The sequence below is a fragment of the Giesbergeria giesbergeri genome (assembly GCF_054779375.1).
This window is the reverse complement of record NZ_BAAGYJ010000002.1, coordinates 15,227-26,064: the sequence shown is the minus strand read 5'-3', so window position 1 is coordinate 26,064 and position 10,838 is coordinate 15,227. Positions and strand designations below refer to the sequence as shown.

The following is a 10,838-nucleotide window of genomic DNA, read 5'->3' as shown; positions in this document are numbered from 1 at the left end:
GTTGGGGTCAGCGTGGTAGATGCTGCTCGCGGGCCTTGATGGCCTGAACCAGCTCGGCCAACTCACCGCCAGCGTCCCGCATAGCCATGAGGCTCTTAAAGCCCTGGTTGATAACCACCTGAGCCTCGCTTCGTGACAGCCCAGCACCCTGCGTGAGCAATCGTTCGAAGTCGCGTTCGGTCATCTCGCCTTTGACAGAGGACACACGGGCCTTGCCATTTGCAGGTCGAGTGACCAGAGAAATTTCAATGAGATCAATGCGCTTGAGACGCCGTTTCGGGTCTTCAGGCTTGCTGCGTGGTTCCCATTCTTTGGCGACGTAGCCAATCGACATGCCATCAATGGCTGGGCGCGGGCTCATCTTCATGAGCGTGTACATATCCCGGCCACGCGGTATGTCTGCCAATTCACCCGACAATTTCAGTCCATGGCCATCCTCAGCCAAGTCCGTCCATACGCCGATAGGGGTCAAATCTTCGGCGCTCATCTGCCAGCCGCCGTGCTGCGACAGCAATGCTGGCCACGGCTGGGCCCCAGACTTCACATCCGCCAGAAATTTGGAAAATGCGCCCGGCTCAATCACATCGCCATAGCTGTCCACGTTGCCAAACACCGCGCCGTAGCCAGAAAAACTCATCGTCTTTTCGTCTGAAGCTGTGAATTTGAGTTCACGCAGGCTGCAAATCAGGTTTTCCATTGATTTTTTCCTTAGGAGTGGCAGCACTACCGCCAACATTGGTGGGTTTAGGCAGTTCTGCTGCCGCTCCGCCCTTTGGATTGAGTTCTTCCAGCCCCCGCACCTCGTCTGGGGTCATCCAAGCGGGAGAACCTCCAGCTCCGAGTGCCTTGGCGAAGTATTCGCTCCGGTCTTTGTGAGACCCGCGCATCAGGCCAGCTGCGTTGAACTTGATGTAGTACCCCTCGTCCAGCTCTTTATCTGTGAGCAAATTGCAATCCGCAGACTGCTCTATTCGCTCATACCAGGGCGACAACGTATGCACCACATGAGCCAAGAACATTTGCTCAGCACTGGCATAGGTGGCCGCTTTATCGGAGTACCCCACCATGATTGGCATCACCCGCATGGCCCGGCATATCTCTTCGATCTGGTGACGGCGCGTTTCCAGCAGCTGGGCATCCATCCCGGTCATCGTGGACGGATAAAACTTGGCGCTGCGGTCGAGCAACTTGGTCTTGCCAACGTTTTCGATGCCGTCAAAATTCTTGGCAAGCCATTTGCGCAGGTCTTCATACTGCTGCTTATTGAGCGTGCCCTCTACAGAGTAGACCCCACCAATGGCCGCACCGTTGCGCTGCATCCGGGCATGAGACTCTTCTGTGGACATCGCCAGCCCAATGGCCTCACGGGCCAGATTGATAATGTCCATACCCACGACACCATCCCAACTTGGCCCACGCCAATGCCAAATAGCTTCTGGAGGAAAAGGTCTGGATTCACCGTTAGGTGCTGTGACTCGATACACCAGCGAGTAATTGTCCTGCTGCTCTACCGTGACACAACCCATTTTGATAGGAATCAACTCCCGCACCTCACCCCGCAGCCGGTTGACGAACGCATAGGCATTGCCCGTCAGTGCGCAGTGCATGGTCATCATCTCGCGCATCTCAAAGCTGGTCATCCAGCCATTGGGCTTTCGGTACAGCACACGATAGAGCGGATGTTTCTTGGCTTCGTCCATGCCTTCGCCAACCGTTTTCGTTTTAAACACCTTCAGTGGCACTTGGGCCACCCCTTCGGCCAGCACCCTGACACAGGCCAGAACTGCGGTAACCTCCAAAGATGTTTTGTGGCTGACCGACATCCCACTCTTCGTAGCCATCCATCCAAAGAGCTTGCGGAACAAGTCCAGCGAATTATCGACAGCCCCGTCATGGCCTGACTTGCGGCTAAACGGCCAGAATTTCATGAGTCCTCCCAGAATGATCCGCCCTGCGCAGCAGGATTGAGGCTCATCAACTGCACAGCATTGAAAAGTGCCATCAGCGGGTCAATCTTCGCCGTCCCGCTGGCCTGTTTTGTGATGAGGATGGCGTTGCCCTTGGGCTCGACCTTTGCATTGCTGACACACCACGCCATCATCGGCTGGCCGCCGTGCCTGAGAACGCCCTCAGCCAGCTTGCGCTCAGTGGTCTTGATGGCCCCGCCCAACTTCCAACCTTGGCTGATGCCGATGATCTTTTCTTGGGGCACGCCAGCCGCCATCAGCGCCTCCAGCACACCACCAACCCCGGCGGGGTCTACCCCCACCATATTCAGCAGACCACAATCCTCGACACTGGCTACGATGGATGCCAATTCCTCTACGTCATCCCCGATTTGATTCACAAGCACTAAGTCCCCGTCCTTGGCGAAGTCTTGCAACCGGGGGGCAATTTCCTTGCGCCGCTCAAGCACACTGGGATGTGCCCATGCTCGGCACCATGCCAACCAGCCCCCTGTGTCTTTGCAGCGTCCGACCAAGGCCAAGCCCAACAAGTCATCTAGGCCACCGCCGTCAACCCCTACGGTGACTACCTCGCTGCGGCCAAGCAGTTCAGACAGAGTGACCCGCTCCACAGCCCCCTCCCAGAAGTCAGCGCCAGCCCAGCGATCACTGCGCAGGCCGAGCCCAATCTCGACGTTCAGGTGCTTGGCCAAGAACTGTTGGGAGGTTCCATCTGTTTTTGACAGATTCTTCCTGAGCTGATCTTCCAGCCACTCCGCACTGACAGACCGCCCGATGTTCGGGTTCGTGATGTAGAAGTTTTCAGGGTTCAGATAGCCTTTGGTTTTCAGCATCTGCCGTGGGAACTCGTACAAAATGCCCAGCGTCTTGAGGTCAGTGACCTTGCCATCACGCACATCGCGCCAGTAGTTGAGGCGATCCTTGAATACGCCAGCTGGCGGATCGTCGGATTGGGTCGTCAGGTAGATGACCCACCCTTCATCCCGTGAAATCTGGCCCCCTAGGGCCTCAAGAAACATGGCCTCTGCGTTGGCGCGTTTGCCAAAGAGCCAGAGTTCATCCACCAGCACCTTGCCAGCTTTTTTCCCGGACACCGTATCAGTGTCTGCCGCCACCACTTTTAGGCTGTTGCGGTTTACTCGGTGGGTGATGGTGCGAATGTGATCCTGAATGTGGAACAGATCGGACAACTCCTCATCAGCACGGATCATGCTGGCCGCTGGCTTGAACGAGTTATCTGCCACCTCCTTGGTGGGTGCCAAGATCAGGTGCTCCTCTTCAGCACGCCAACAGAGGATCAGCGCCGTGAGCATGATCCCCGCTGCGATGGTCGATTTGGTGTTCTTCTTGCTGATCAGCAGGCCATACTCCCGGATCAACTGCTTGCCAGTCTCTACATCGTAGCCCCCGAAGATCGCTCGCACAAAGTCGAACACCCACTGCTTGGAGCACTCGCCAAATGTGGGTTTTCCCGGAAGATCAACAACCCTCAACTCCTTGAAGATGCCCAAAGCCTGTTCGGCATGGTCGGGAAAGATTGGGGCCGGGATGATGGACTGCTCTCGCACCAATCGGTTTGCCCAATCAGGGCACGCAGTTGTCCATTGCATCAATGTCCAGACGTAAAAAAACCGCCTAAGTGGCGGTTACACGGATTTGCCGCCCGAGGCGACAAGTTTTGGGGAGGCTCCCTGTGAAAACTTGCTGGCCACCTTCTTGGCGGCATCTGCTTGTTGCTCTTTCTTGCCTCCTTCCCCCTTCTTGGCGAACTCAAAAGGCATGAGCGCCTTGGCAGCGTCAATGCGCAGTTTTGGTTCCAGCACCAGGTCATTCATCGCAGCCATCAAGAATGCTCTGGGATTCTGGTGGGACACAGCCAAACTAATGTCGAATTTGCTCCCCTCGGCACCCGAAGATGGCGGCTGATCCGCATCCGACTGTGCTGGAGCCTGTGCCAATTTTTCCTGCTTGACCTTTTTTCTCGCCAAGTGAGCCAGCACGTCCTGGTCTTTTGCCAGCCTCGACCCAGCCGCAGATGCAGACGCCGGGCTGTACCCAGCATCTAGCGCAGCTTGCTTGTTCGATTTGCCAGCCAACAGGGCTTCGGCGAACAGCCGTTTCTTGCCTGTCAGCGCCATCGCTTACTCCTCTAGGGTTTTAACATCCCTTTAACATCAAAATTGCCTAGAAAAATGGCTCAAACCCAATACTGGCGCGGCTTCCGGGCTATTTCATAGGGATGTTAAAGCTTTAACATTTTTTCTGACGGGGGAAATTTTCTGCGCCTAAAGGACAGGTCGGTTTCCGGCTTCAAGGCCTCCAGACTTTTAACTCCCCCACCCCCTGCCAGCCCTAGCCTTGGCCTCTGCCGCTGTCTTCTTGGCATGGCAACGATCTGGGCCAGAACACAACAATTGCAGATTGCTGTCGTCGTTACTGCCGCCCTTCTCTAACGGAATTCGGTGATCAACGTCATGGTCTGAGCGAATCGCACCACATGCAGCACACTTGTAGTGATCCCGCAAACCGATGCGTTCCCGCTGCCGCATCCAGCCCCGTCCACGAATGCGCTCCGTGGCCCCTGCTTTGGTATCCAGCACTTGAACGCGCTGGGTGTTCAGCACCGGGAGACTGCTCCTTAGTGTGGTGAGCTTCATCAGCGCAGCACCGGGGAATGCCGGTAGCAGTGGAATAACACTGGGCGTCGGCCCCCACCGCTGATCGCGTGAATGGCATCGAAGCGCAGTTCAATAGTTTCAACATGGCCGCGTGAATCAACCTTGAACGGTGATGCGCAAAACACCACCACACCAGTGTCCGTATCCAGACTGATGACACGATCCAGCCATCGCCCCGCCATGACATCAAAAACCTTGGTGTTATGGGCCACGTTGTCACGGGTATAGATCATCAGGATCATCCAGTTGCTGCGACCAAAAACACAAAAGCCCGCAAGGCACAGGCCAGCGGGCTTTTTTCTTTTCCTCATGCCTCCGGCTGCCATGAGGCAACCGAAGCACACGACTCAGTGTCGCGGAGTAATGGCGCGATTGTGCATCATCATGTCAAGTAACGCAAGCGGTAGATGTTCGAGAACTGGCGAAGGCCTTCCAACCTGCTGCGCTCCCAAGTGCCAGACGTGATCTTGAGTTGCCGACGGATAGCGTGATGCGGCAGTCGCTGTGGGATGTAGTAGGCGTGCAGCACACGGCGAAACTGCATCGGCACCACCTGCAATGCGCGCTGCACCTGCATTGCATTCCAGTCTGGCAATGGCGCAGACAGGGGGCGCTCTTCATCACGTCCGAGGGTCGGTGCTTGGTATCCACCCTCGGCACTGGCACAGCGTTGCTTACGGTAGCGGTCTTGAGCCCACCGGCCATACCGCTCCAGCAACTCTTCCGCATCCCGCAGTTCGACCGGCACAGCCACATATCCTCTTTCTGCCCGGCTCATTTCAGCACCCGCACTTCCTTGCCCAGCAGCGCCAGCATGAGGTGTCGCTTGATCTTGAACTCTTGGGTTTCAACGCCCTTCACGTCTTCAATCACCTCTTTACCATTCTCGGTATAAACGAAATCGGCCACGTAGCGGATAGATGGTTTGGCACGGGCAGCGCCAGCAAACTTCACGCCGGACACCAGCTCGAACGACACCTGACAGCGTAGGTTGGAAATGTGCCCAGCCCGTTGCAGGATCATCAAGTGGCTGTAACGCTGTGCTTCGGCCCGACTGTCAAATTTAATGTCGTTCACCACGGTCTTTGTATTGCCGTACTTTGGCGGCTTGGTCTGCTGTTCCAATGGGCTATCCCTCGTTTTTTATGATCATTCTGGTTTTGCAGGTCGGCGCCAGCAGCCGATCCAGACGCATCAGCTCAATGGCCTCATCACCACCAGTACAGGCCACGGCCTGGGCAATAGCCTGTTTGAGCAAATCCAGTCCACCTACAGAGTCATCTGGTTGCGTTTGTGTGGCCCGGCTGTAGCCCTTCGCGTCATAGCAGGCATTGATTTCTCTAGCCTTTGCTGCATAAGCACTGCGCAGGGGCTGCCCCATCTCGATAGCAGCGCCAGCAGCTGGGCGATAAGTTTGGCGCGGCTTGTTTGCATGGCACAAAGCCACGAACTGGGGCAGCGTTGGCGGGAATTCCGAGTGGACTTGCACTGCCTGCCGGAATGCTGTCTTCACGGTGTCAGGGCTGAAGTTGCGCATACTGGCCTCCCACACTTGGCGGGCTGCCAGAACCCCCTTGTCTTTTCCCCTATCTGGCCCTTTGTCCTCGATCTCACCAGTAGCAAAGCGGCTGACGAACAGGCTGCCGTAGGTGCCGTGCATCATGCGCCAGAGCCACGCCACGGCAGCCCGTGCCTGTTCCTGCACGCCCGCCGCCTGTGCACTTTCCTTTGGCACAGAGCTGTCTGCCCCTCTCTGTTGGGCTAGCACGATGGCGGAAATCGGCTTCATGGTCATGCGTCTAAGCTCAGTAGTCAGGGAAGCCGTCATCAAAGATGGCTTTGGCTGCGGCGCTGTGTTTGTTGTGGCTGTGGGTTGGGGCTGGCATAGGTGTGCGGCCTGTGACCCACTGCGTCCGGTATGCCTCAGCGTTGGCCAGCAGCAGGCCGGTGTCGTGCATACGGCGCACGACCAGCGGATCTGCCACCCGGTCGACAAAGAACCCCGCTACAGCTGGGGCCTCGTCGTGACCAACACGCTGCACAAAACCTTTGATCGCGGCGTTGACCTTTGCATTGCGCAGTGGTGCTGTGCCGTAGCGGGCTGCGTAGGCGGTTGAGTAGGCTTCCCATGTGGCTCGGCAGGCTGCTTGTAGCGCAGTCTCATCCAGCGGGGGTTTGGACTTGGATCTAACTTTGCGGGGACTGGCTGGTGCGGGCGCTTGCGCACGCTGAACAGATTGATGGTTTATTGATGATTTATGACGGTTATTTGCGGGTGCAATAGGTTGCACCCTTTCATGCTCTGTTTTGCACCCTTTACTGTCGTCGTTTGCACCCTTTTGCATGGGTGCAATTTCTGCACCGTTTATCCAATCTTGAGAGATTTGGTACTCACGGGCCATACTGCGGCCACCGTTGCCATAGCCTACTAGGGTCAGCCATCCCGTCTCTTCCATTCGGCGCAGCTGGTACTGCACAGCTCGTTCGGACTGGCGGGTCTTGATTGCAAGATCTTTGACTTTCGGGAACACACGGCTGCCGTCATCGCTTGCGTGGTCAGCCAGTGCCAGCGCCAGCAACATCTCCCCCCCACCATTGGGGTAACGCTCGAACACCGCAGTCATTACCCTGACGCTCATGTGTGGTCTCCTTGGCTTGGTCTCACGCTAGCCCTTTTTCGTCGATATAGACCAGCGTGGCACGGGCCGATTGCAGTTCCATAGGGCTGACGGGAAGGCCGTCCCGGTGCCGCCTCATCAGTTTCTTGGCCCATGCCTGCATATAGTGGATGCTGCCGTGGAACCGCCGCTCCAGAAGTGCTCGGAACTGATCTGTGGTCATGCGGCCACCTCTTGCAGGTCACGGTTGATGGACAGGAAGGCAGCGCCAGCAAGGCGCATAGGGGACATGATGGAGATGCTCCATTGAGTTGAATGGGCGGCAAACGGCACCTCTCCTAGAATGAAGATTCCAACCATCATTCATAGAAAGGGCCTTTGCCATGAAAGAAACCGATTTGGACGCACTTCGGGGTCAAACCAGTGCGTTGTCCTCAGTGCTGACCGCCATCATTCAGACGCTACCGCCTTTGAATGCAGCTCAGGCCGCGTTGCACTTAAAGACATCAAATCTGGATGCGAAATCTCTGGATGAGTCGGAAGGGACGCCGCCAGTGGAGGCCCAGATTCGGGATGCGGTTGTGGAGGCGTACCTCGGTCTGCTAAGCACTGCTGCTCAGCGCGTTTGACGGCAGCGATGAGGCGGCTGGTGGATTTATCCATGCGGTCTTCCTTGCCCTTCGGGCTGTTAAAGCTGAGAGTTAGGCAGCGCCAGCAGAATGCTGCCAAGTAAACAAACAGCACAGAGCCAAATGCTGGTAGATACAGCTTTTCATGTGCCTGCCCCGCCGCTGCGCACAACCTGTGCGGGTTCTTCGATAGCGTGCAGGCGCTGTTGCTCGGACACTTGGGCCATCGCCCGACGGCGGGCCTCTAACCTGAGGAGGTGCCGAATGAATGCCGATTGCGTCATGCCTTCGCTATCAGCCATCGTCTGCATGGAAAAGAACTCATCTGCGGTGAGGCAGGTGACGACACGGACATCGTGGGGGTTGGCCATTTGCTTTAGGCTCCTGTAGGGCTGGTAGTGGGCTTGGCTGTGCCGCGCAGGTATGCCCAATCCACATCGGGGCGCAGGTCTTCGCAGCGCACAACTCCGGAGGTGGCTTTTTCGATAGAGGGGCAAAGCTCGGCGGGGAAAGTCCTTGCACCGCTGCGCCACGAATAGATAGCGGGGGAAGATGCACCAATTACAGCGGCCAAGCCCGATACGCCGCCGGTGATGTCAATGGCTCGTTGAATTGGATTCATGCACACATTCTACAGTTGTAGATAAACAATATCTATAAGCGTAGTAGGTGCTAACTCACATTTGTATAAGGTGCAGGGATGGCACTCGGAAAACAAATTAAGCGGTACCGCGAACTATTGGGCTGGACTCTGGAGTCACTGTCTGAGAAATCGCGCGTCGATGTTGGAACCATCAGCGCAATGGAGAACAGGGACAGCCAGAGGTCAAAGTACGCCGCGCCTTTGGCGAAGGCTCTGGGACTGACGCTAGATCAGCTGCTGGATGAATCGACCACTTACACCCCTAACTTCGGGGGCGGCAATCGAGTTGTATCAGAAGTCGCCCCTCAAACCGGGCAGTCAAAGCCATCAACAATGGCCGAAGCACTGCAAACCATAGAGCAGCTAATTCAACAGATTCAGAGTGAAGTGGCAGCGCAAGGGGCTCGGGTTGGTGGCGTTCACCACATAGAACACGCATGGCCTTTTGGCAGCATCAAGCGGGAGCAGTGGGAGGCGCTAACCCCCCAGCAAAAGACGGCTGTCGAAGGCATCATCCAAAGTATGTTGGCTACTCAGCACAGCACAATTGGCAGCACGGCTGATAAAAGACATGTCACGGGCTAGGCCCAGTGCGCAAATTGTGATGTTTCCCACCAGACCATGCCACCAAGCACCCAAAGGATGCACATACCAAAAGCCAGTGTAAAAAGACGATGGCTGCATAGTGGTAGCATCACCACATGGCCAACGAATATAATCGTAGAGTTATAGACTATTGCATCGAATGGGCTGACGGTGTGCAGGAAGACTTGGATGCCGTCTATGTAGAAAACGAAGACAACGGACTTTTCTTGGATGAACTCTTTGATCTATTGGTAGAAAACGCCAAGGTCAGGGAGGCGCTTACGTGGAGCCGGTTTCAACACATTAACGACCCACGGTTCGACGCCGCCCCAGTGGAATGGTCAAAACAGTGGGGCTACAACCTCTACTATTTGAAAATGTGGCGGCAAGATGGGGTCCTGCTGCCGGTGCGGTTGATCTACGCCGTACACCATGTGGCTCCCAATCCATCTATCTGGATCATGGGATTGATGCACAGGAGTGATGATTATGATGAACACAGTGAATTTGCACAGCGCGTACGCTCTGACTATGACCGTTACGGCATCGCTCGCATTCCCTGTTAATGGGGCACAGCAACCTGTTGTGACCCCCGGTTTTCAGTCCGGGCAAACCGTGACTCAGGTGCTGCCAGAGCTGCGCCCATTGGCCCGCAATCCTGCCAAAACCCAGCGCCCCACCTCACGCCGACGCGCCGAATTGCTGGCCACACCAGCAGGCCAAGAGATGGCGCGTGCAGCACGTGAATCGCTGGGCACGGCGTTGCAAAGTCACGGCTTGGCCTCGCTGGCAGCGTTGCGTTTGCAGTGCGGCCTTTCTCAAAAAGCACTCAGTGAGGCTTGTGGCCTGCCGCAGCCACATCTGTCGAGGCTGGAAAATGGCAAAGTGCCTAACCCAGATGCGGCCACCCTAGAAGCTCTCGCCTTAGGGTTGGGGGTCAGTGTGGACAAGGTGCTCGCAGCCATCCGTCAGGGTGTACAAGCATGACCGGCCCAACCACGACGGCCTTCACACTGTTTTGCGACGACCTGCGTCAAGAAGCAGGTGGCAAGCTCTCTGCAATGGGCATTTATCACGGCGTTATGGGGATTCACGGTACTGAGGTGTTGTTGCCAAAACTTGTGGCGTGGAACGTGCTGATCTTCTCAGGCGTGTGGTCTTCAGACGATGTCCAACTGCAATTGCTGGACGGCGACCAAGTGCTGACCGAGACCCATTTTGTCATGGAGCCGCCACAGGCGGAGTTGTTCAACGAAGTGACCGACGAAGATGGGCACACCATGTTAAACGTACCATTGGAGATGATCCCGTTCATGGCCCGCGCTGGCATGGCTTTGCGGGTTCGCATTACGGCCAATGGCCTAGATTACCAAAGCGAAGTACTTCGGATCGTAGGCCAACCCTCACTTGAAGCGGGACAGTCTGCGTAGACATCACTTACCCCACCAACCAACCGCCTTCGAGGCGGTTTTTTTATGCCCAGCACACTAGCACGGGGGTGCAACAGCAGAAGGGGGTGTTTGTTTTATTAGGGTTTACCCTTGTTTTTATAAAAGTTTTCTACATATGTGGGTATTTATTTTCTACAGTTGTAGAATTACCCATGTCGCAAACCAAAGCGGCATGGGTACCCTGGCATCGACTGGAGGATCGCCCAGCATCTTTAACACTGCTATAGGCCGATGTTGCTTGCTCCCCCAACGCGGGGCATTCGTCCG

Annotated in this window: 19 protein-coding genes; 5 read left to right on the top strand and 14 right to left on the bottom strand. The window is 56.1% G+C overall.

Going from position 1 to position 10,838, the window contains the following annotated elements; genetic code table 11:
* Window positions 1-7: 7 nt before the first annotated feature.
* The 12 genes from ACYVB2_RS04240 to ACYVB2_RS04185 form a co-directional block, all read right to left on the bottom strand.
* Window positions 8-697 (bottom strand): HK97 family phage prohead protease, encoded by a 690-nt coding sequence (locus ACYVB2_RS04240; protein WP_382431178.1) that lies wholly within the window; start codon window positions 695-697, stop codon window positions 8-10.
* Window positions 669-1,928, bottom strand: coding sequence for a phage portal protein (locus ACYVB2_RS04235; RefSeq protein ID WP_382431180.1), 1,260 nt, complete (start codon window positions 1,926-1,928; stop codon window positions 669-671). Before ACYVB2_RS04235 ends, ACYVB2_RS04240 begins: the two co-directional genes overlap by 29 nt.
* Window positions 1,925-3,577: a terminase large subunit gene (locus ACYVB2_RS04230; RefSeq protein ID WP_382431182.1), complete on the bottom strand. Its 1,653-nt coding sequence runs from the start codon at window positions 3,575-3,577 to the stop codon at window positions 1,925-1,927. The genes ACYVB2_RS04235 and ACYVB2_RS04230 overlap by 4 nt, the downstream gene beginning before the upstream one ends.
* Before the next feature lie 36 nt (window positions 3,578-3,613).
* On the bottom strand, window positions 3,614-4,105 hold the full coding sequence (locus tag ACYVB2_RS04225; RefSeq protein ID WP_382431184.1) for a terminase small subunit: 492 nt from the start codon (window positions 4,103-4,105) through the stop codon (window positions 3,614-3,616).
* 189 nt (window positions 4,106-4,294) lie between these two features.
* Entirely contained in the window at window positions 4,295-4,516 is a 222-nt protein-coding gene (locus tag ACYVB2_RS04220) for an HNH endonuclease (RefSeq protein WP_460535993.1), read from the bottom strand.
* 107 nt (window positions 4,517-4,623) lie between these two features.
* Window positions 4,624-4,878: a hypothetical protein gene (locus ACYVB2_RS04215; protein ID WP_382431187.1), complete on the bottom strand. Its 255-nt coding sequence runs from the start codon at window positions 4,876-4,878 to the stop codon at window positions 4,624-4,626.
* A gap of 149 nt (window positions 4,879-5,027) precedes the next feature.
* On the bottom strand, window positions 5,028-5,393 hold the full coding sequence (locus ACYVB2_RS04210) for a hypothetical protein (RefSeq protein WP_382431189.1): 366 nt from the start codon (window positions 5,391-5,393) through the stop codon (window positions 5,028-5,030).
* Between the two features lie 26 nt (window positions 5,394-5,419).
* Complete coding sequence (locus ACYVB2_RS04205) at window positions 5,420-5,770, bottom strand: DUF1064 domain-containing protein (RefSeq protein ID WP_382431191.1); 351 nt, start codon at window positions 5,768-5,770, stop codon at window positions 5,420-5,422.
* Between the two features lie 4 nt (window positions 5,771-5,774).
* Window positions 5,775-6,380, bottom strand: coding sequence for a hypothetical protein (locus ACYVB2_RS04200; RefSeq protein ID WP_382431193.1), 606 nt, complete (start codon window positions 6,378-6,380; stop codon window positions 5,775-5,777).
* Window positions 6,381-6,450: 70 nt separating this feature from the next.
* On the bottom strand, window positions 6,451-7,284 hold the full coding sequence (locus ACYVB2_RS04195; protein WP_382431195.1) for a helix-turn-helix domain-containing protein: 834 nt from the start codon (window positions 7,282-7,284) through the stop codon (window positions 6,451-6,453).
* A 22-nt stretch (window positions 7,285-7,306) separates the two neighbouring features.
* Window positions 7,307-7,486, bottom strand: a complete 180-nt coding sequence (locus tag ACYVB2_RS04190) for a hypothetical protein (RefSeq protein ID WP_382431197.1) — start codon at window positions 7,484-7,486, stop codon at window positions 7,307-7,309.
* A complete protein-coding gene (locus tag ACYVB2_RS04185) occupies window positions 7,483-7,626 on the bottom strand; it encodes a hypothetical protein (RefSeq protein WP_382431198.1) in 144 nt (47 codons plus the stop codon). Before ACYVB2_RS04185 ends, ACYVB2_RS04190 begins: the two co-directional genes overlap by 4 nt.
* Before the next feature lie 20 nt (window positions 7,627-7,646).
* On the opposite strand from ACYVB2_RS04185, the gene ACYVB2_RS04180 reads away from it, so the two are divergent.
* Window positions 7,647-7,892, top strand: a complete 246-nt coding sequence (locus ACYVB2_RS04180; RefSeq protein WP_382431199.1) for a hypothetical protein — start codon at window positions 7,647-7,649, stop codon at window positions 7,890-7,892.
* A 143-nt stretch (window positions 7,893-8,035) separates the two neighbouring features.
* Here the strand turns inward: ACYVB2_RS04180 and ACYVB2_RS04175 are convergent, their stop codons facing one another.
* Both ACYVB2_RS04175 and ACYVB2_RS04170 read right to left on the bottom strand, forming a co-directional pair.
* Window positions 8,036-8,263, bottom strand: coding sequence for a hypothetical protein (locus ACYVB2_RS04175; RefSeq protein ID WP_382431200.1), 228 nt, complete (start codon window positions 8,261-8,263; stop codon window positions 8,036-8,038).
* A gap of 5 nt (window positions 8,264-8,268) precedes the next feature.
* Complete coding sequence (locus ACYVB2_RS04170; protein WP_382431202.1) at window positions 8,269-8,514, bottom strand: helix-turn-helix domain-containing protein; 246 nt, start codon at window positions 8,512-8,514, stop codon at window positions 8,269-8,271.
* Window positions 8,515-8,592: 78 nt separating this feature from the next.
* Between ACYVB2_RS04170 and ACYVB2_RS04165 the strand changes: the two genes are divergently transcribed.
* The 4 genes from ACYVB2_RS04165 (at window position 8,593) to ACYVB2_RS04150 (ending at window position 10,550) form a co-directional block, all read left to right on the top strand.
* Window positions 8,593-9,120 carry a helix-turn-helix domain-containing protein gene (locus tag ACYVB2_RS04165; RefSeq protein ID WP_382431204.1) on the top strand — a complete coding sequence of 176 codons (528 nt, stop codon included), beginning with the start codon at window positions 8,593-8,595 and terminating at the stop codon, window positions 9,118-9,120.
* 116 nt (window positions 9,121-9,236) lie between these two features.
* On the top strand, window positions 9,237-9,686 hold the full coding sequence (locus ACYVB2_RS04160; RefSeq protein WP_382431206.1) for a hypothetical protein: 450 nt from the start codon (window positions 9,237-9,239) through the stop codon (window positions 9,684-9,686).
* Window positions 9,687-9,705: 19 nt separating this feature from the next.
* On the top strand, window positions 9,706-10,107 hold the full coding sequence (locus ACYVB2_RS04155) for a helix-turn-helix domain-containing protein (RefSeq protein ID WP_382431208.1): 402 nt from the start codon (window positions 9,706-9,708) through the stop codon (window positions 10,105-10,107).
* Entirely contained in the window at window positions 10,104-10,550 is a 447-nt protein-coding gene (locus ACYVB2_RS04150) for a hypothetical protein (protein ID WP_382431210.1), read from the top strand. Before ACYVB2_RS04155 ends, ACYVB2_RS04150 begins: the two co-directional genes overlap by 4 nt.
* Window positions 10,551-10,838 lie beyond the last annotated feature (288 nt).